20 protein-coding genes are annotated in these 20,893 nt (G+C 41.3%); 14 read left to right on the plus strand and 6 right to left on the minus strand.

Features of this window, described 5'->3' with window-relative positions:
- Positions 1–35: 35 nt before the first annotated feature.
- Positions 36–620, minus strand: coding sequence for a HupE/UreJ family protein (locus H9X96_RS18605; RefSeq protein WP_187667722.1), 585 nt, complete (start codon positions 618–620; stop codon positions 36–38).
- A 70-nt stretch (positions 621–690) separates the two neighbouring features.
- On the opposite strand from H9X96_RS18605, the gene H9X96_RS18610 reads away from it, so the two are divergent.
- Positions 691–1,167: a DUF6702 family protein gene (locus H9X96_RS18610; RefSeq protein ID WP_187667723.1), complete on the plus strand. Its 477-nt coding sequence runs from the start codon at positions 691–693 to the stop codon at positions 1,165–1,167.
- A gap of 166 nt (positions 1,168–1,333) precedes the next feature.
- Here H9X96_RS18610 and H9X96_RS18615 read toward each other — a convergent pair whose 3' ends face one another.
- Entirely contained in the window at positions 1,334–2,386 is a 1,053-nt protein-coding gene (locus tag H9X96_RS18615) for a hypothetical protein (protein ID WP_187667724.1), read from the minus strand.
- Positions 2,387–2,582: 196 nt separating this feature from the next.
- Here H9X96_RS18615 and H9X96_RS18620 point away from each other — a divergent pair, with 196 nt between their 5' ends.
- From H9X96_RS18620 to H9X96_RS18645, 6 genes are all read left to right on the plus strand, one after another.
- Positions 2,583–4,859 (plus strand): TonB-dependent receptor, encoded by a 2,277-nt coding sequence (locus H9X96_RS18620; RefSeq protein ID WP_187667725.1) that lies wholly within the window; start codon positions 2,583–2,585, stop codon positions 4,857–4,859.
- Between the two features lie 21 nt (positions 4,860–4,880).
- A complete protein-coding gene (locus H9X96_RS18625; protein WP_187667726.1) occupies positions 4,881–6,302 on the plus strand; it encodes an HmuY family protein in 1,422 nt (473 codons plus the stop codon).
- 88 nt (positions 6,303–6,390) lie between these two features.
- The gene (locus H9X96_RS18630; RefSeq protein WP_187667727.1) at positions 6,391–7,251 is read left to right on the plus strand and encodes a hemin ABC transporter substrate-binding protein; all 861 of its coding nucleotides are present in this window, start codon (positions 6,391–6,393) and stop codon (positions 7,249–7,251) included.
- 53 nt (positions 7,252–7,304) lie between these two features.
- Complete coding sequence (locus H9X96_RS18635; RefSeq protein ID WP_187667728.1) at positions 7,305–8,294, plus strand: iron ABC transporter permease; 990 nt, start codon at positions 7,305–7,307, stop codon at positions 8,292–8,294.
- Positions 8,295–9,077, plus strand: a complete 783-nt coding sequence (locus H9X96_RS18640; RefSeq protein ID WP_187667729.1) for a heme ABC transporter ATP-binding protein — start codon at positions 8,295–8,297, stop codon at positions 9,075–9,077.
- A gap of 5 nt (positions 9,078–9,082) precedes the next feature.
- The gene (locus H9X96_RS18645) at positions 9,083–10,111 is read left to right on the plus strand and encodes a hemin-degrading factor (protein ID WP_187667730.1); all 1,029 of its coding nucleotides are present in this window, start codon (positions 9,083–9,085) and stop codon (positions 10,109–10,111) included.
- A 92-nt stretch (positions 10,112–10,203) separates the two neighbouring features.
- Here the strand turns inward: H9X96_RS18645 and H9X96_RS18650 are convergent, their stop codons facing one another.
- From H9X96_RS18650 to H9X96_RS18660, 3 genes are read right to left on the minus strand one after another with little or no spacing between them, the layout of a single operon-like run.
- Entirely contained in the window at positions 10,204–11,091 is an 888-nt protein-coding gene (locus tag H9X96_RS18650; RefSeq protein ID WP_187667731.1) for a class I SAM-dependent methyltransferase, read from the minus strand.
- 13 nt (positions 11,092–11,104) lie between these two features.
- On the minus strand, positions 11,105–11,857 hold the full coding sequence (locus tag H9X96_RS18655; RefSeq protein ID WP_187667732.1) for an ABC transporter ATP-binding protein: 753 nt from the start codon (positions 11,855–11,857) through the stop codon (positions 11,105–11,107).
- Positions 11,854–12,588, minus strand: coding sequence for an ABC transporter permease (locus H9X96_RS18660; RefSeq protein ID WP_187667733.1), 735 nt, complete (start codon positions 12,586–12,588; stop codon positions 11,854–11,856). Before H9X96_RS18660 ends, H9X96_RS18655 begins: the two co-directional genes overlap by 4 nt.
- A gap of 185 nt (positions 12,589–12,773) precedes the next feature.
- On the opposite strand from H9X96_RS18660, the gene H9X96_RS18665 reads away from it, so the two are divergent.
- The 6 genes from H9X96_RS18665 (at position 12,774) to H9X96_RS18690 (ending at position 18,484) form a co-directional block, all read left to right on the plus strand.
- Positions 12,774–13,463: an SDR family oxidoreductase gene (locus H9X96_RS18665; protein ID WP_187667734.1), complete on the plus strand. Its 690-nt coding sequence runs from the start codon at positions 12,774–12,776 to the stop codon at positions 13,461–13,463.
- A 34-nt stretch (positions 13,464–13,497) separates the two neighbouring features.
- Positions 13,498–14,226: a PspC domain-containing protein gene (locus H9X96_RS18670; RefSeq protein WP_187667735.1), complete on the plus strand. Its 729-nt coding sequence runs from the start codon at positions 13,498–13,500 to the stop codon at positions 14,224–14,226.
- A gap of 30 nt (positions 14,227–14,256) precedes the next feature.
- The gene (locus H9X96_RS18675; protein WP_187667736.1) at positions 14,257–15,201 is read left to right on the plus strand and encodes a LiaI-LiaF-like domain-containing protein; all 945 of its coding nucleotides are present in this window, start codon (positions 14,257–14,259) and stop codon (positions 15,199–15,201) included.
- Positions 15,202–15,261: 60 nt separating this feature from the next.
- Entirely contained in the window at positions 15,262–15,882 is a 621-nt protein-coding gene (locus H9X96_RS18680) for an RDD family protein (protein ID WP_187667737.1), read from the plus strand.
- Positions 15,883–15,945: 63 nt separating this feature from the next.
- Positions 15,946–17,913: a (E)-4-hydroxy-3-methylbut-2-enyl-diphosphate synthase gene (gene ispG / locus H9X96_RS18685; RefSeq protein WP_187667738.1), complete on the plus strand. Its 1,968-nt coding sequence runs from the start codon at positions 15,946–15,948 to the stop codon at positions 17,911–17,913.
- A gap of 58 nt (positions 17,914–17,971) precedes the next feature.
- Positions 17,972–18,484 (plus strand): DUF2911 domain-containing protein, encoded by a 513-nt coding sequence (locus H9X96_RS18690; protein ID WP_187667774.1) that lies wholly within the window; start codon positions 17,972–17,974, stop codon positions 18,482–18,484.
- Between the two features lie 166 nt (positions 18,485–18,650).
- Here H9X96_RS18690 and H9X96_RS18695 read toward each other — a convergent pair whose 3' ends face one another.
- On the minus strand, positions 18,651–19,475 hold the full coding sequence (locus H9X96_RS18695; protein WP_187667739.1) for a S9 family peptidase: 825 nt from the start codon (positions 19,473–19,475) through the stop codon (positions 18,651–18,653).
- Between the two features lie 173 nt (positions 19,476–19,648).
- Here H9X96_RS18695 and hemA point away from each other — a divergent pair, with 173 nt between their 5' ends.
- Positions 19,649–20,875, plus strand: a complete 1,227-nt coding sequence (gene hemA, locus H9X96_RS18700) for a glutamyl-tRNA reductase (protein ID WP_187667740.1) — start codon at positions 19,649–19,651, stop codon at positions 20,873–20,875.
- Positions 20,876–20,893 lie beyond the last annotated feature (18 nt).

Raw genomic sequence — 20,893 nt, forward strand, 5'->3', positions numbered from 1 at the left:
TAAAATTGGTGCTGTGATATATTATTCTTCCCGATTTAAAAGGCAGCGGAAAAGCGTTCTGCAGCCATGATAAAGGAGATACCAAATATAGCAGATGAAACAAAGAAAGTCCAATCCCAGCGTTTAATTTTGAATACGCCAATGAGGATCGCGGAAAATAGAAGAATTCCGATGACAATGATTACCTGACCAAATTCCAATCCAAGATTAAAAGCCAAAAGCTCAGGGACAATGTTGCTGCTTTTCCCAAGCAAACTTTTCAGGTAATTGGAGAAGCCTAGTCCATGGATGAGGCCGAAAAATAAAGCCAGCAAGTATTTGAAATTTGTTCCTCCTTTTTTGGGTCTTTTGTTTAAAATATTGCCTGCCGCAGTAATCAGAATGGTTACAGGAATAAGGAATTCAATCAATGGAGTGTGTAAACTGACGACTTTAAAAACGCTTAAAGCGAGGGTAATGCTGTGGCCAATGGTAAAAGCGGTTACTAAAATTAGGACTTTCTTCCAGTCGCTGAGGGCGTAGGTGACGCAAAGTACCACCACAAAAAGGATATGGTCGTATCCTTGCCAGTCTAAAATGTGTTGCCAGCCTAACTGGAAATAAAGCCAAAAATCTTGCATTGTGAATTGAATTCGTAATTTCGAATTAATTATACACACATTTTTTTAATTTCAGGGCATCCAGAGGGCTATGTTGAATATTCTATTGATTTATCTGTTACCTATTTTTCATCCGTTTTACGTAAGTGTAACGGAGATTACACAGGATCCCAAATCAAAAGTGCTGCAAATCAGTGTACGTGTGTTCTTTGACGACTTTGAAAAAGCGCTGGATCATCAGTATAAAGAGAAGGTAAATATTTTGAAGCCCACAGATCGTAAAAAAGTGGATTTACTTCTGGCCGATTATATCAGGAAGCACCTGCAGATTAAAGTCAATCAGCAAACTTTGAGTTTTAAGTACCTGGGTTATGAGATCGAAGAAGATGCCGCCTGGTGTTATTTTGAAAGTCCTGCCATTCCAACCATTAAAAACATCGAGGTTAAAAATGATCTGCTCTTTGCTGAGCATGAATCCCAGTCTAACATGATCCATGTTACCGTAAACGGAAAAAGAAAAAGTACCAAACTAGACAATCCTAAAAACTTAGCCAGCTTAATGTTTTAATGAACTGCTCATATCTTGTTTTTTCTTTTTCTTAAAGAATATACATTTCTTAAAATAGGTATTTTCTTAATCTTTTTGATCTTGAGCTGGTCGAAATTAAATGCCTGGCATAAAAAAAGGAGATCCATTGGATCTCCTTTTTTTATATGAGTATAGCACAGTGCTATTATTGGTATTGTATGTAAAGCGGCACTGGTTTAAGTTTCAATAACTCTTCAGGAGTCATTAATCTGTTCGGTGCTTTTTTCAAGTCATTTTTATAGAACAATTTAAATCCGGTAAACTGAACTGGTTCAGGGAAGATAAAGTGGCGGTAAGTTCCGATTTTAAGATCTGGTTCACCCCATCCATCCATGTGCATCACGATTTGAACTTCCGGACGAAGTTTAATGTTTTTATAGTTCGTCACCATTTTACGGGTGAAGCGGTGAACCACAAATACTTTAGGAGGAAGGTTGTATTTTTTTACCAGATTAGCCAGGTATTCTGACACATAGTTAATGTCTGCAGCATCATAAGTGCCAATTTTCTTTCCTGGTTTGCTGCCATCTTTCATGGAGAATTCCGGATCAATACCTAAATGTACCTGAGGCATCTGCAGGTATTTTTCTAATCTTGGCAATTCTTTCTGAATGCTGCTTAAGCCTACCTGAATATCTAAAAATACAATTGCATTCTGCATTTTAGCAATGGCCAGAACGGAGTCGATCTGTTTATCACCCATACGGTTGATGTACATTCCGTCTTTTCCTGGTGTACCACTTGCTACAGAAGCAATGTAATGCACACCTGGCTGTACCGGCGTACTTGGATCTGCCTTTTCCCAGTGTTTTACTTCCTTATTTAAGCGGCTCCACATTTCTTTAGGGGCATACTCACCTAAAGCACCCATTTTTTTAGAGTGTAAGTTTCCGTAATAAACCACAATACGTTTAAATGGCAGGATGGCACCAGCTAATGGATACGGGCCTTTTTTTAGTCCCCAGTTTCCTGTAGTATCGCCATTGGCCATTTTACGGATCAGGGCATTATATTTTGCAGTGTCTACCGGTTCACGTACTGAGCCTATTTCAGGCTCTGGGGTAGCTACGGTATCTCCATTGGCAGTAACCGTCTTCGTCTTATCGTTCGTTTTTTTTGCGTCAGAAGTGCAGCTGATGAATACACCTAGCGATGCCATTCCTATCAAAACTCTTCCTGCTAACTGAGGTATTTTCATATAAAGGTAATTGTTTTTTAAAGATAAATATTGTTACAAGTATAACACTCTTTAAAGTAATAAAAAAGCAGTTTAGTAAAGCAAGGTCCTATTATTTCTAATGTTTATTAGAATTATTCTAAATAATATTTGGAATAATTCTAAATAAGTCCTTATACTTGCAGTGCTATTTAAAATCATTCTAAATAATTAAACAATGAAACGATTGCTGCTGTTGCCAATTTTACTTCTTTTTCCCTTCATTACAGTTAATGCTCAGGAAAGAGGCGGATTTATCTCTGGAAAAGTAAATACAGCAGATGGCAAGCCAGCAGGAAATGTCTTGGTTTTTATCAAAGGCTTGAAAAGTATCGCTTATACCAATGCGGAAGGAAATTTTAAAATCTTTTCTCCGCAGGGGGCGCAAGTTTTGGTTTTTCAAACAGCCACAAAAAAACAAATAGAACAGCCAGTTACGGTAACAGGGAATCTGCAGCAGGAAACTCCTGCAGTCAGCTTAAAAGAAAATTCTTATGAACTCCATGAAGTGGTGATTACTGGTCAGTACGAACCACAATCTCTACGAAATTCTGTCTATAATGTTCGAACGATCAGCAGTGAAATGATTCGTTTACGTGGGGCAACAGAGTTGAAAAATATATTAAGTACCGAATTGGGCATTCGTTTTACGACCGATCGGCCAACCGGAATCAGCAGTCCAGACTTGATGGGCATGTCTGGTGCAGGGATTAAAGTCCTGCTGGATGGGGTTCCGATGATGGATCGTGGTACAGGTAAAGAAAGTTTAGGACAGATTGATGTCAATACCGTTGAGCGTATAGAAATTTTGGAAGGTCCTATGTCTGTGATTTATGGCACTGACGCCATGGCAGGAGTGATCAATATCATTACCAAAAGCCGCGGACAAGATCATTTTTCAGTAACCGCCAGAGTTCAGGAAGAAACTGCGGGTAAAGAATATGATGCCTTTGACGGCAAAGGAACACACAATGAATTTCTGGGCTTCAACTGGCAGAAAAACGGCTGGAATGTGGCAGCTTCCGGCAGCCGTAATAATTTTGGTGGCTGGCAAGGTCATAAGATTGGCCGCGAGCAAGAATGGCTGCCTAAAAATCAATGGCTGACCTCGGCTGCTGCCGGATATAAAAATGAGAAATTCGATGTATGGTATCGTTTCAACGGAGCCGACGAAAGTTTAAAACTTTTAGGCCCGATTACCAATTCACCAAGGGTATCCGATAAAGAATACATTTCTAAACGTTGGTTCCACCAATTGCAGGGATCTGTATTTGTAAACGATAAACTGAGCATCGATGCTGCTGCGGCCTATACAGATTATAGTCGCCGGACTTTATCCACAGATTTGGAACTGGCTACAGGAAAAGAAACCTTATCAACAGAATTGGGTTCACAGGATCTGGATGAATTGGCTACGGTATTTTTTAGAACTACGGCTCAATATCAAATATCACCGGAACTGGTTTTACAGCCGGGTATTGAATACAATAGGAATTCTGGTCAGGGGGGGAGAATCAGCGGATCACCGGTCATCAATGATTATTCATTTTTCTTATCCACACAATGGCAGGTAAATGAAGCCATTCAATTGAAACCTGGTTTCAGGCTGACTAAAAACTCCATCTATAAAGCGCCGCCAATCATTCCGTCCTTGCATTCAAAAATCAGATTGAATAAAGACCTTGACCTTCGCCTTTCTTATGCAAGAGGGTTTAGAGCGCCAATGCTGAGAGAGCTTTATTTTTACTATAAAGATACCAACCATGACATGGCCGGGAACCTGGACCTGAAAGCTGAATACTCGAATAGCTTTTATGGCTCTCTTGCCTGGGCAGTAAAAACTTCTCCTGATCTGCGATTCAACACGATTGTAAGTGGTTTTTTCAACGACTATAAAAACAAGATTGATTTAGGACTAGTGGAGGGGACTACGAATGTAAATACCTACCTCAACATCGCTAAGAATAAAACGACAGGCGGAGAGTGGAACAATACTTTATACTGGAAAGGTTTACAAGCCAGTTTAGGCTTCGCTTATATCGGGCAATATAATTTGTATTCGGAAGAGAAAGAACAATTTGGTGATACCCCGAACTTTGTGTGGACACCGGAAATCAATTCCAATATATCTTATCTGCTGCCAAAAATCAACACCAATATCAGCTTGTTCTATAAGTTCACAGGGAAGAAATCGACTTATATCTTGAGCCAGGGAACCAGCGGTACCACTGCAAGATTGTCGAAAATGGCTGCGTTTCATATTGCAGACCTGACTTTAAATAAAACCATTAACAAATACCTGAGCCTTAACGGAGGAGTCAGAAACTTATTCGATGTCACAAGGATTCGTGCTACAGGTGTAGAAGCGGGAGCACATACCAATGATGGCAGCAATCCATTCGGCTATGGACGTTCTTATTTCCTGGGCTTAACGATGAACTGGGCTAAAAAATAAACAAAAAAAAATAAGAATATTATGAAAAAAGTTTTCCATTTCCTTTTGATGATCTCTCTGATGGCAACGGCAGTATCCTGCAAAAAGTCGGATCCGCCATTGCCAGACAATACGATCAATTTTGAAGCTGCAAAGCAAGGTTTAGAGGCCGCAGTTTCTGAAGCAGTTTTGAAAATCAACTTAGCAAGAGCAGCAGATGCTGCTGTAGCAGTAACAGTTAACCTTCAGGGAACTGGATTAACTTACGGAACAGAATATATTACTGAACCAGCAGCAACCGCAAATGTATTGACATTGAGCATCCCAGCTGGTTCAACCAGTGTTTCATTTAAAGTGAAAAAGGTAGCCAATGCCATTCTGAATGGGACAGAAACCATTGCTTTTACCATTGGCGCTGCCGGAAGTCCTGCAGTAATGGGCAGCTTGGTGAAAACAGAATTGGCTTTCTCTTCAATTACTTCTGAAGGATCTCAATTGACACTGAAAGGAATTTTCGGGGCTGAAGCTGGAAGCGGTGCATTAAATTCGGTGTATGTTGATTTAAGCAGCAACTCCATGGTCAATGTGAAAAGAGATGCATGGGTACTTGGATTTGCTTCTGGAGCTGACTTCCGCGTAAGATTGAACAATACCAATGGAACTTCAGCGATTAAACTGGCTGGTAAAACTGATTTGAATGCCGTAACTGCATCAGATGTGGTATTGGATGATTTAGCAATTGCTTTGGGCGTCTCTGAATCTGCAACCGACCATCCTTTTGTAAATATCGACAACGTACATGGTGATGTAACGAAAGATGTGATGGCCAATGTTTCTGCGACTGATGCAGACAATAAAGTATTTATCGTGAATCCTTCAGGAGGCAGCCATACTTCAGTATTGTCATTAGACAACTTATTGAAAATTCGTGTGCTGAGAAAAGGAACAGGATATACTTTACAATATGCGAAATTGAAAGAAACCACTTTCAAAACGATCGACCTGGTTAAAGATGACGCAAATAACTATGTGTTTGTAGATTTCAGCGATGTAGCGAAAGTAGTGAACGTAGAGCCTGCAAAAGCGAAATGGGATCTGGTATGGACCTGGTCTATCTATTATGGAGCAGCAGGTGCAACGACTTATCCTTACGGATTCTCTGATATTGTTTTTGTGAACAATGTGGGTGGCGTTCAGGCAGCACAAGTGGCGACTACTACGGTTTCTTTTGCCAACTATAAAGAAAGCAACATTGCGACGACTACTTTCAAAGCGGATCGTAATGTAATTGGTTCAGACTGGCGTTCTACCAGTCCGGCAACAGGAGTTAAATCGGATCGTTTCTATGTCATTAAAGACGGTTCAGGAAATGTATATAAACTGAGATTCATCTCAATGGGTGCTGGTGATGGCGGTAAACGCGGTGAGCCAGTGATTGAGTATGTACTCGTTAAGAAGGGCTAAAATTTGGTTAGTTTAGGTTGTAGGAAGCTTCCGGTGGATGCCGGAAGCTCATCCTTCTTTTACCGCAGCAGATTTTAAATACAAAAACATGAAATACAAACTAATTATTTTGTTCTGCGGCGTATTGGCACTGAGTGCTTGTAATGCCGATGCAGACAAAAAGACAGCCAACCAGCAGCTGGACAGTATCAAAATTGTTTCCCTTAACGGAACTATTTCTGAGATTGTTGCCGGCCTTGGTCTGGAGAAAAATATTGTAGGGACAGATATCACCAGCAATTACCCGGAGAGCCTGAAAAGCAAGCCTAAAGTAGGACATAACCGGAGAATTAATGCAGAAGGTGTGTTATCCCTACAACCAAATATCGTAGTCGGCATGGCGAAAGAAATGAGCCCGCAGCTGGCTACGCAGTTTAAAGCAGCAGGAATCCGATTGATCCTTTTCGATCAGGAATTTACTGCAGAAGGGACGAAAAAGTTGATTCATGCGGTGGCAGACAGCCTTCAGTATACGGCAAAAGCAAATTCACTGGCCAAAGCTTTTGAAACGCAATTGGCCGAAGCACAAGCGCATGTCAATAACACAAAAAAACCTAGAGTATTGTTCATTTATGCCCGTGGCACGGGAACAATGATGGTTGGCGGGACTGGAACACCGGTAGAAAAGGTGATTGAAATGGCTGGCGGTGTCAATGCCATTACTGAATTTGAAGAATACAAACCTCTGACTTCTGAAGCATTGGTGAAAGCAAATCCTGATGTGCTGTTGTTATTTGACGACGGACTGGAAAGTTTAGGGGGTATTCCCGGACTGTTGAAAGTGCAGGGTGTAGCTCAAACGAATGCAGGAAAAAATAGAAGAGTAGTGACCATGCCGGGCGAAATGCTGACCAGTTTTGGTCCGCGATTAGGCCAGGCGGTAACCTCATTAGCAGAAAAGATAAAGTGATCAGGAAAACAGGCTATATCCTTTTAAGTTTAACCCTCGTTTTAATTTTAACGATGGTCATCTCGTCTTGTGTAGGGGCGGTGCCCATCAGTTTTTCTGAATTAATGTCCATCATCGCTTACCATACCGGGCTTTCAGGGCATCAGAATTTTGAGTCCCAGCAGGCAGCGGTATTTTTAAACCTGCGCTTGCCAAGGGTGATGTTGGGGGTGTTGATTGGTGCTGCGCTTGGCATTTCCGGTGCTGCTATTCAAGGGCTTTTCAGAAATCCATTGGCAGAACCCGGATTGATTGGTATTTCCTCAGGGGCTACGCTGTTTGCGGTCGTGATGATCGTGCTGGAAACGAAAATATTTAAACAATTAACGGGAGTTCTTGGGTTTTACGCTTTGTCGGTAGCAGCATTTATTGGTGCGGCATTAACCACTATGCTGGTGTATCGCATTGCGATGAGAAACGGAAAAACCATCATCACCACTTTGCTGTTGGGTGGAATAGCGATCAATGCCCTGGCAGGTGCATTTACAGGACTCTTAACTTATATGGCTACAGACGCACAGCTCCGCAACATTACATTTTGGAGTCTGGGGAGTTTAGGCGGTGCAAGCTGGCCAACAGTAACTGCTTTATTGCCTTTTGTATTGATCCCGATATTGGGCTTGCCTTTTTTGTCTAAATCCTTAAATGCGCTGGCATTGGGTGAAGCTCAGGCGATGCATATGGGCGTAAATGTGAAGGTGGTAAAATTACTGGTGATTGGTCTGGCTACGATGGCCGTTGGTGCTTCCGTAGCTGTGGCAGGAATTATCGCCTTTATCGGGCTGATTATTCCACATATTTTAAGAATGATGTTTACTGCCGATCATCGCCTGGTTATTCCAGGATCGGCATTGCTGGGTGCAGCTTTGCTTACCCTGGCAGATTTGATTGCAAGAACAGTGGTTGCACCGGCAGAATTGCCAATAGGTATATTGACTGCCATGATTGGTGCCCCTGTATTTATTTATATCATCATTACGGAAAGAAATAAAACGAACCCATAAATGATCAAGGTAAGAGAACTGAGTTTTAAGGTAGGGAATAAAAAGTTATTGGATAACCTGAGCTTTGACGCCTATAGAGGAGAGTTGCTGGCCATATTAGGAGCTAATGGCGCTGGAAAAAGCACATTGATGAAATTGCTTTGTAAAGAGATCCGCCCTTCTTCAGGAACGATTTCGATCCATGATAAAGCCTTAAATGATTACCGTCTGGAAGACCTCGCAAAAACACGAGCGGTATTGTCGCAGCACAACACTTTGTCGGTTTCTTTTCAGGTCAGTGAACTGGTATTAATGGGTCGTTATCCTCATTTTAAGCAAAAGCCTACCGAAGAAGATTTTAAGATTGTCCGCGAGGCGATGGAAGAAACAGGGATTACGCATTTGGCTTCCAGAGATTACAACACACTTTCTGGTGGAGAGCAGCAAAGGGTGCAGCTGGCGAGGGTGATCGCACAGATTTACGATAGTCCAAATGCCTGTTTATTCTTAGATGAACCCACCAATGGCCTTGATTTATTATACCAGCAGCAGATTATGGAGCTGGCCAGGAAACTGGCAGACCGCGGTTACTGCGTGGTTTGTATCCTGCATGATATTAATTTTGCCTCCCGTTTTGCAGACCGCATCATGATGCTGAAGCAAGGGAAAAAAGTGGCCGAAGGCCTGCCAATAGAGGTTATCAATTGTGAAAATATACACGAAACCTTCAGTATAAAAGTAAAACTGATGGAATGTGAAGGTTATACTTGTCCGCTGGTCGTACCAGCGACGATATTAAAGTAAGAATTATGGAACAGACATTAGATTTAAAACAGCAATGGGAAGCTTTCAAAATTGAAAACCCTAAACTAAGAATCAGAGATGCGGCTAGCGCATTAGGCACTGCCGAAGCAGCGCTAATTGCCACCACAGTTGGGGATACCTCCATCCGCTTAAAAGATGAATTCCCTGAAATCCTGCAAGGGGTAGAAGCTTTAGGAAAGGTAATGGCTTTAACACGCAATAACAATTGTGTCCATGAACGTAAAGGCGTTTATCATAAAGTTACTTTCCGCGGCTCAATGGGCCTTGCCGTAAACCCTGATATTGACCTAAGGTTGTTCATGAGCCAATGGGCTTCTGGTTTTGCCGTAAATGAGAACAATAGGAAAAGTCTGCAATTCTTTGGGAAAGATGGAGAGGCAGTACATAAAATATACCTGACGGAAGATAGTCTGGAGTCTGCTTATGAAGCGCTAGTGGCTAAATATACGGCTGAAGATCAAAAAGCACCAGTAGCCATGAGCGCTGCAAGAGCTCCTGTTGCTGAATTGCCAGATGCAGAAATTAAAGTGGAAGTTTTCCAGAAAGCATGGTTGGCATTAGAAGATACGCATGATTTTCATGGTCTTTTGAAAACCTATACCGTAACCAGGACTCAGGCGCTGCGCTTGGCTCCGGAAGGTCATGCCTTCTCGATTACCTTAGATTCTTTGAAATCCATATTACATAAAGCCTCAGAAACAGACCTGCAGATGATGGTATTTACCGGTAGTGCGGGATGTATTCAGATCCACACGGGGTTGGTGAAAAAATTAGTAGAAACAGGTCCTTGGTTCAATGTATTGGATCCTAATTTTAACCTGCATTTAAGAATGGATGCGATTGATTCGATCTGGTTGGTTAAAAAGCCAACAAAAGATGGTATCGTGACCAGTATTGAAGTCTTTGACGATAAAGGTGAAATCATCGTTCAGTTTTTCGGAAAGCGTAAACCGGGTATTCCAGAAGATGAAAACTGGAGATTTATTGCAAATGAATTGGCTGTAGTTAGCTGAAAATTCTAATTCCTCAAGTGGGTTGCTTGGGTTTAGGTGTGTTTAAAGCGTCGGATTAGGCCCCGACGCTTTGTTTTTTATAGCTGATATGTTTATTTGCCGAAATGATTGAATTTTCCGAAAACACCCAATGGTAATTTAATCCCAGAGGTCGCTTGTAAGAACAATTCTCCAGTCTCCAGGTTTTGAACCTGTGGGAAAGAAGTCTTGATCAGGTTTTCTACAATCACAGAAGAGAATCCTAAAGAGTAGGTGTTTAAGATTAAGAAGTGTTCTTCTTCATCCAATAACTGTACTACATCCTGCATCATCTCTTGAATATGGTCTTCCAGTTTCCATTTCTCGCCATTTGGTCCATGGCCAAATGCTGGAGGATCTAAGATGATACCATTGTATTTTTTACCGCGTTTCAGTTCTCTTTTTACGAACTTTAAAGCATCTTCTACTACCCAGCGCACATCTTTAAGGTTCGAAAGTTCCTGGTTCTCATTGGCCCAGTTCACCACTTGTTTGATAGAATCTACGTGAGTGGTATCTGCACCTGCCGCTTTCGCGATCAATGATGCTGCACCAGTATAAGCGAAAAGATTCAATACTTTAGGTACTGGTGTTTTGAACTTTTTAACGCAGGAAGAGATATAATCCCAGTTTACTGCTTGCTCAGGGAATACTCCTACATGTTTGAATGAAGTTAAACCTAAACGCAGGTTGATGCTTACTTCATCATTTTTATAGTTTACATTCCAGCGATCCGGAAGGTGTGCGGAGGTTTTTGTCCATTCGCCGGTTGTTGCCGAGCGACCTTTGAACCTGATATGGGTTAATTTTTTCCATTCTTGTTCAGACATCATCTTTTTCCATACAGCCTGAGGTTCAGGTCTGCATAAGATCAGATTTCCAAAGCGTTCTAATTTTTCAAAATCACCACAATCAATCAACTCGTAATCTTTCCAGTGTGTGGGTGTTAACAGGCTTATCATAAAAATATGGGTATTAAAATTTGTCTTTTGCAGCTTTCATAAAGCGGCTGGCAAAAACAAAATCATTTAGTTCTTGAATGTTAGTATGGGCGATTTCTTTATTGGATCCTTCCCAGAATTTTTTTCCTTCGTGTAAGAATAGGATGTAATCTCCAATTCCCATTACGGAGTTCATATCGTGTGTCACGACCACAGTGGTAGTGTTGTACTCTTCTGTCAGCTCTTTAATCAGCTCATCGATCACGATAGATGTTTTTGGATCCAGACCAGAGTTGGGCTCATCCACAAACAAATATTTAGGGTTCATCGCGATCGCACGGGCAATCCCCACTCTTTTTTTCATTCCTCCGGAAAGTTCCGCAGGAAATAAGGCATTTTTGCCAACCAGGTTTACCCTTTCCAGACAGAAGTTGACTCTGTCCAGTTTTTCAGAACGTGCCTGATCGGTGAACATATTTAAAGGGAACATGATGTTCTCTTCTACCGTCATGGAATCAAAAAGTGCGGAGCCCTGAAACAGCATGCCGATTTCTTTTCTGATCTCAATCTTTTCCTCAAAGTTCATGGTCGTGAACTCGCGTCCATCATATTCTACACTTCCTTTTTCAGGATGGTGTAAACCAATCATACACTTTAATAAGGTGGTTTTTCCGGACCCGGAACCCCCAATGATCAGGTTGGTCACTCCGGGTTTAAATATGGCCGAAATCCCTTTTAAAACATCATTGCTGCCGAATGATTTGTAAATATCTTTGATTTCGATCATAGTAATAATTGGGTTACGATGTAATCACAAGCTAAAATAGTAATACAACTGACTACAACTGCTCTGGTACTTGCCTGAGCTACTTCCAATGCGCCGCCTTTTACGTAAAAACCTTCATAAGCAGGAACTGAGGTAATGATAAAGCCAAATACAAAAGCTTTAACCAGGGCTACTACAATGGTGTAAGGGTTAAAGTCGGTGGTGATACCTTGAATATATTCAGCTGCAGAAACTGCACCTGATAACGTACCACCAATAAATCCACCACCAATACTCAATACCATTGAGATGATTACCAATAAGGGAACCATCGTGATTCCGGCAAGGATCTTAGGTAAGATCAGGTATCCTGGAGAGTTGATACCCATAATTTCTAAGGCGTCAATCTGCTCACTTACGCGCATGGTACCAATCTCCGAAGAGATGGCAGAGCCGATTTTTCCGGCTAATACAATTGCGGTGATCGTTGGACTCAGTTCCAGAATACTGGAGTCTCTGTTTACAGAACCAATAATGGTTTTAGGGATAAAATCGCTAACCAGCTGAAAGGCGATTTGTAAGGTCATTACCGCACCAATAAAGGTAGAGATAATGGAAATCAGACCGAGTGAGCCTACGCCGATAAAGTCCATTTGTTTGAAAATGGCCTTCATATATATGCTTAACTTCTCTGGCCTTCTGAAAACAGCCTTTAATAAGAGTATGTATCTGCCAAAATTGGTGAAATTCATTTAATGAAAAATTAGCTATGGTAATAATGCAATATTACTACAAAGAAACAACAAAAATTGTTGGGTCATTGCTTTATTTATTAAATAAATATTTCGTTTACTGCTCGTTTAGTGCGAGTTTAAGTGTGGTAAGGCCTATATACTATAGCGCATTTTATGTAATATTGCTGACAAATTTATAGGAGATGAATGCCGTAATTACAGGAGCTACCAAAGGAATTGGAAGAGCTATTGCCATTAAGCTGGCAGAAAAGGGATACAATATTGCGATATGTGCTAGGAACGCCGCTGAATTGGAGGCTTTTAGCGCTGAATTGAGTGATACAGGGGTTCAGGTACTGACCTATGTTGCCGATCTGGAGCTGAAAGAACAGGTCTCCAATTTTTGTAATGCCGTTAGCGAAAGTTTTTCTAAAATAGACGTTTTAGTAAATAATGCAGGGACGTATTTGCCCGCTGTACTGCTGGATGAAGCAGATGATGCCTTTGAGAAACAGTTGAATCTGAATTTGTTGGCTCCTTATTATCTTTCTAAATATTTCGGAAAAATCATGCGTAATCAGCGCTCAGGGCATGTTTTTAACATCTGCTCAGTAGCAAGTAAAGAAATCATACCAAACGCCGGTGGGTACTGTGTAACTAAATCAGCCTTGCTTAGTCTTAATAATGTATGCCGGGAGGAGTTATCGAAATACAATGTTAAAGTGACGGCAATTTTGCCAGGTTCCACCTTAACGTCTTCATGGGAGGGGACAGAGATCCCTGCGGAGCGTTTTGTACAGCCGGAAGATATTGCCAATACCATATATAGTGTTTTAAACCTAAGTGCCGGTGTAAATGTTGATGAAGTAACCTTAAAGCCGTTACAGTTTTAAAGAAAAAAATAAATAAGAAAAGGAGGATAGAATTATGGAAAAGCGATTATTTAGAAATGAACACGATAAAGTTTTAGCAGGTGTTTCCTCGGGAATTGCGGAGTATATGGAGGTGGATGTGACCATTATCAGATTATTGTTTGTGCTTTCGACCATGTTTTTGGTGGGTACAGGGGTATTGGTGTACATTGTGATGTGGATAATTGTTCCTGTAAATAATGATCCGACAAAGCGGTTCTCCAAATTCAACGACTTTTTTAAAGGGCAGCCCAATAATCCTTTTAGTACACCGGGAAATTTTTCTCAAACGCCGCCACCGCCAAAACCTGAACAGCCTGCTTCGGCAAGCAGCTGGACTTCATCTACTATAAATGAAGATCCATTTAACTTTGGCGCTAAAGGAGAGGATTTGAATAAGGTATTCCCTAAAACAACTAATGAAACCGGTAGAACAGTAGCTGGTTTGTTCCTGCTGGTGATCGGGATTTATTTCCTGATGAATGAGTTTGATATCATCCCATTCTGGTTTAGCCTTGGTAAATTATGGCCGTTGGTATTCGTTGCCATCGGTGCGAGTTTCATTATGAAAGGCAAGAATAAAAACGCATGGGAAAATTGGAAAGAACAGCAGGCAAGAGGTTTTAATGGGGATACACCAGGAAGTACTGAAGCTCCTGTAACTCCTCCTTCAGCGTCTGTTACAGATACGGAAGGAACAGTGCCACCTGTAGACGACAGGTTTACCAAACGTGATCAATTGTAAGGTATTTTTCATTTTAATAAATTTAGACAGATGAAGACAGATAGAATAATGTGGGGTATCGTGCTGTTGTTTATAGGCGGCGTATTACTTCTAGAGAATTTTCATATTATTGACTTTTACTGGCGCAGTGTGATCCGCTTCTGGCCAATCTTCCTGATCATTGCTGGGGTAAACATCCTTTTTAGCAGGAATAAATCACAGGTAGGTGGCATTGTATCCATAGCCGTTTTAGTGGTGACCTTGTCGATGCTGTTTGTAAAAGGCCAGCAAAGACCTAATGACGGTCGCAATTGGCTGGGAGATGAACTGAGCGCAGAGATCAATACCGATGAAAATGACAACGGTAAAACGTATGAAGAGTTGAACTTTTCGGAGCCTTATACAGATAGTCTGGGTAAAAAAGTAGTGCTGAACATCTCTGGTGGTGGTACTTCTTTTGAGTTGAAAGGATCGACAGATAGCTTGCTGCAGGCGCGTGTACAGAAAAAGGCGGGCGAGTTCTCGCTGAGTAAAAGTACAACAGATAGTTCCACCACGGTTACTTTCAAAATGAAAGGCAAAGGCTGGACGATGAATGACGGAGGAAATGATGTAGATTTTCATTTGAATAAGAATCCGGAATGGGACCTGAGGATGAACATGGGTGCCGGGGAGGTAGATTTCGATTTCACCGATTATAAAGTGCGTAATTTTAACTTTGATGGGGGTGCTGCAGCATTGGATATTAAGTTTGGCAGTCTGCTGCCGATCACCGATGTGAATGTGAAAACAGGAATCGCTGATGTGAAGATTAGTGTGCCAACGGAATCAGGCTGCAGGATAAAAACTAAAACCGGACTTTCTGCTAAAGATTTTACTGGATTCACAAAAATGAAAGACGGTACTTATGAGACGCCAAACTATGCCAGTTCAACCAACAAAATTTTTATTAATCTGGATGGTGGATTGAGTAACTTTGAAGTGAAGCGCAATTAGCACCGGAAATTAAAAGGTGGTTCGCCATTTTTATCAATACTATATCTAAAATATTAAAGCATGGAAAACGGGGTTAGCCCAGAATATACCGTTGTGATCAACGGAAAACCAACGGGGCCGTATGCTTTAGATATGCTGAAAACCTTGTCCATCCTCCCGGGAACATTTATCAGGAAACCTGGAATGGACGATTATAAAGAAGCTCAGGAGTTCGTAGAACTTCGTGAGCTTCTTGGTTTTACTTACACCAAGACCGCACCTCAATATTTTGCTTCATTTGACCAGCGCCTGCTGGCCAGTGTGATTGATTATTTTCTGATCACTATCTGCTACGCAGTTTTAGTGCTGATCAGCTTTGCTTTTATTTCGGAAAAAACAGAACGCATTGCCGCGATCGTGATCGGCTTGCCGCTGATCCCAATTGCCAAGTTTTTCTATGGCAGCATCGCAGAAGCCGGTATTAAACAGGCGACACTCGGAAAGGCTTTGCTGAATATCCAGGTGACAGATATGAAAGGGAACCGCATTAGCCTGGAGAAATCTTATGGTAGGAATGCCGCGAAAATATTATCGGTACTTCCTATTTTCTTTGGCTATCTATACAGTTTCCTAAATCGGAAACAGCAATGTTTTCATGACCTGATTGCAGACACACTTGTGGTGAAGGATAGACTGATTTAACCAACATAATCTTTATCTTTGCTTCATATTCACATCGTAAGTTGATGTTGATGTCTTAAATTGATGGAAGAAGCAGCTGTTCAAAAAGAGTTAAGTGGTGGGTATTGCAATAGTTTAACCCAATATTCTAGGTTTTTAACCCGTGAGGTGAACATCGGTGATGTGCCTATGGGTGGATTAAATCCAATCCGGATACAATCGATGACCACCACAGATACGATGGACACGATTGGTACCGTAGAACAAACCATTCGCATGGTAGAATCTGGCTGTGAATACGTACGTATTACTGCGCCAAGTATCAAAGAAGCGGAAAATCTAGCCAACATCAAGAAAGAATTGCGTTACCGTGGGTATCATGTACCCCTGGTTGCTGATATCCATTTTACACCAAATGCCGCAGAATCTGCAGCAAGGATTGTAGAAAAGGTAAGGGTAAACCCAGGTAATTACGCTGATAAGAAGAAATTTGAAAATATAGAATATACCCAGCAAGCCTATCAGGCAGAACTGGACAGGATTTATAAGAAGTTCATTCCTTTAGTAAAAATCTGTAAAGAGTACGGTACGGCCATGAGGATAGGTACCAATCACGGCTCTTTATCAGATCGGATCATGAGCCATTATGGCGATACCCCAAGAGGAATGGTAGAGTCGGCAATGGAGTTTATCCGCATGTGCGAGGTGCAAAACTATTATAACCTGGTGATTTCAATGAAAGCGAGTAACACACAGGTGATGGTGCAGGCTTATCGCTTACTCGTAGAAACGATGGTGAAAGAAGGAATGAATTATCCTTTACACCTCGGCGTAACTGAGGCCGGAGACGGCGAAGATGGCAGGATTAAGTCGGCGGTCGGCATAGGCACTTTGCTGGAAGATGGTTTAGGAGATACAATCCGTGTTTCCCTGACTGAAGATCCGGAATTCGAAGCACCAGTAGCGAAAGCAATGGCTATGCGCTATGAAAAGAGAGCTTTAAATACTTTGCTAAGCCCGGAGCGCGAGAAGATCACCATCAAAAACCTGCCTTACCAACCCTATGAGTACAACCGCAGGGTGACTGCTCCTGTGCAGCATATTGGTGGGCATCATCATCCAGTTGTGATGCTGGATGTGTCAAAAGAAAATTTAAAAGATCCTTACTTTTTAACCGCTGTAGGGTATAAATATAGCGCCGGACTGGATAAATACAATATGGCCGATCAGGCTTGTGATCTTGTTTATCTTGGCGATGCGCTTCCTTCATTTTCATTTCCTGGAAACCTGAAGCAAATCTATAATTACCAGACCTGGTTAAATCTGAAAGATAAGCACAATTGTCACCCTTTAATGAGCCTTGCTGAATATCAGGAAGCCGCAGTAAAAGATACACAGTTAAATCTGATCAGTGTGGATGCCAATGAGGGGGTAGATTGGTCGCTGCTGAAAGATAAAGAAAACATACTGCTGGTGTTGGAAACCACTGCCGATCATGGCATGGCCGCACAGCGCGCCTTCTTTGTCCAGCTGTTAAATGAAAAGATTCAGCTTCCGGTAATTATCAGAAGAAACTACCCCGAGCTGAACGCAGATGACTTCATGTTGTACGCTGCTACAGATACTGGTGCTCTGTTTACCGATGGTTTAGGGGATGGAATTTGGCTTACCGCCGCAGAATCTGTAGGTCTTGCATTGGTGAATTCTACCAGCTTTGGCATTTTACAGGCTACGCGTACGAGGATCTCTAAGACAGAATATATCTCTTGTCCAAGTTGTGGACGTACGCTGTTTGATCTTCAGGAGACGACACAATTGATCAGGTCACGTACAGATCATTTGAAGGGAATCAAGATCGGTATCATGGGTTGTATCGTGAACGGTCCAGGTGAAATGGCTGATGCGGATTATGGTTATGTAGGAACAGGTCCGGGGAAAATTACGCTTTACCGGGGTAAGGAAGTCGTGAAGAAAAACGTAAATGCAGACCGTGCGCTGGATGATTTAATCGACCTGATTAAAGAAGATGGCAACTGGGTGTATGTAAGTTAATTGTTGCTTTTTATTCTATAAATTTTCATCATCTTAGTGCATCAAAACCCAAAAGATGATGAAAAGAAATACATTGTTAGCATTAACCCTATTTGTAGGGTTTTTCAGCCTGAATGCAAGCGCACAGGAGAAAAAGAAAGCCAGTCCGCCGGCAAGTGTTAAAGAAACCACCAGTTCTGGGGTGACTATTGCCATTGATTATAGTCAGCCCTCTGTGAAGGGCAGAACAATTGGTGGAGAAATTGCGCCTTATGGTAAAGTATGGCGTACCGGTGCCAATGAAGCCACCACTTTTGAAGTCAGCAAAGCTGTAAAAGTTGAAGGTAAAAATCTTCCTGCCGGGAAATATGGTTTGTACACAATTCCCGGAGAAAAAGAATGGACGATTATCTTTAATAAAACCTGGAAACAATGGGGTACAAATTATGCAGAGGCAGATGATGCGTTACGCGTAACAGTGAAACCAGAAAAATCTTCAGTGTTCACGGAACAGATGACATTCAAAATTGACAAGTCAGGGAAGGTAACGTTGCTATGGGGAGACAAATCAGTTTCTTTCCGCGTGAAATAAAGTTTAAAAAAGAGGTTGATGATTCAAAGGCTGGAACCTTTGCCCGAAGAGGGCAAAATTCCTAGGCCTTTTCTTTCATCATCCTCTTTTTTTTATTTTAGGTCCGTTGAGGAGGTGATTGCTTACTTGGTTTGAACCTTTGTTGTTTACTGGGTTTGGACCTTTGTTACTTACGTTTTAGGAATTCAAGGCTTTTATTGCAGACTTCTTGTAAGTGTTTAGGCAGTTCTGTTTCCTGATAGGGATGACTGGCACCAAATACATGGTTAGCTCCTTCAATCTTATGGATTTCGGCTTTTAACTGCTTCTGCGCTAATTCTTGGGCGACACTGAATTTAACATTTACATCTTCATCACCATGTAGGATGAGCCAGGGGATTTTTACTCGCGCTGCGGCTTGGATAATGCTAAATGATTCTTTATTGGAGTTGAAATCTTGTAGCAATGTACTGTTTAAAGGCATCTTCTCTTTTGTTCTTGCATTTTCTACGTAGATTTTGCCAGTTTTTACCCATTCTTCTTCCTGTTCTGGTTTCCATAAACTGGAGAAATCGGCAATGGCTGACCAGGTGATGAGCTTGGTAATTCTGGGATCTTTTGCTGCTTGTAATATCACTAAACCTCCGCCTCGGCTATGGCCAATGAGGTAGATCTTTTTTGGATGGTAGGATTGCGCTGTGTAGTTGACTATGGTATTTAAATCTGCAAGTTCCATACTGATAGTATTGGATGCAAATGCCTCCATATCTGTCACATCATTTGGCTTTTCCGGACTAACTCCGCTGTGCGACAAGTTAAATTTGAGATAAGGATACCCGTTTTCTGCGAAATATCGGGCAACCAGGTGGTGCGCTCCCCAATCTTTAAAGCCTTTAAAGCCGTGAACGAAAATTATAATGGACGAATTTTGCTGCTGATCATCAACGGTATAATCACCAATTATGGGCTTCCCTGATGAGCCGGTTAGGCTAAATTGCTCGTTTTTAATCATGTAGGTGTGTTTTATTGTTTTACATCCTCTATAACAAAATTAAGGAAAAGATGTTTCTAGTACCTGTAGTTATTTGGAATCGTTTTAAATAGCTCTTAATTACTCCATAATGACAGTGAAATAAGCTTCGGTTGTTACTTTTGTTACACTAAAAATAAACAGAGTAAGACATTTTGGAATATTTAAAAATCATTGCTTTTACGCATAAACATATTGACCTAAAAGCATTGGGTAAATTGGTGATATGTGAGCAGACATTAGACGACAGATTGAAGAACATTCAATCGGAGTTAGGTGTTAAAGAAATATTCTACATTGGAACCTGCAATAGGGTTGAGTTTGTGTTTACTTCTGCCCATCATCTGGACAAAGCCTTTATTACACGTTTCCTTACGGTATTGAATATGGGCTTGCCTGAAGAGTACATGGACAAGTTTGTTGAAAACGTTGTGGTGTATGAACAAGTGGAAGCCTTTAATCATTTATTACGTACTTCCTGCTCTTTAGAGAGTTTGGTAGTAGGGGAGAAGGAAATTCTTGCTCAGGTGCGGAAAGCTTATGAAGCTTGTCGCGTGGCAGGATTTACAGCGGATTATATGCGCATGATTATGAATAGGGTGGTGAAAACGGCGAAAGAAGTTTATACACATACCAATATTTCTAAAAACCCGGTTTCAGTTGTATCTCTGGCTTATCGTAAATTGCGAGACCTGAAAATTGTCAGCAATTCAAGACTGCTAATTATTGGTGCTGGTGAGACGAATAAAAATATCGCTCAGTACCTTAAAAAACATAAATACTCCAATTTCTCGATTTTCAACAGAACGGTTGAAAACGCAGAAGTATTGGCTAAAGAATTAAATGGGACAGCCTACCCGCTGTCTGAACTGGAAAACTTCAACCAGGGATTTGATGTGATCATCACCTGTACAGGTGCTACTGAGCCCATCATCACAAAAGAAATCTATACAAAACTTCTAAATGGGGAAACTGGCAAAAAGATTATTGTCGATTTAGCTATTCCTAATGATACCGCTCCAGAAGTGGTCGCAGAATTCCCAATTCATTTTATAGAAGTCGAATCTCTGAAAGAGATTGCACGCAAAAATATTCAGGAACGTTATGATGAGCTGGTGAATGCCGAGCACATCATAGAAGAAAATATCAAGGACTTTGAATTGGTATTACGTCAGCGCAAGATAGAGATTGCAATGAGTAGTGTTCCTCAGAAAATCAAGGAAATTAAGCATACTGCTATCAATGGTGTCTTTGCCGAAGAGATCAGCGGTCTTGATGAAAACTCAAGATTGGTGTTGGAAAAAGTGATGAATTACATGGAAAAAAAATGTATCAGCATTCCAATGGTCATGGCCAAGGAGATATTGGTAAAGAATAGCTAGATTTGCCCAAAAAATAGC

Source organism: Pedobacter sp. N36a (genome assembly GCF_014472395.1).
Lineage (GTDB): Bacteria > Bacteroidota > Bacteroidia > Sphingobacteriales > Sphingobacteriaceae > Pedobacter.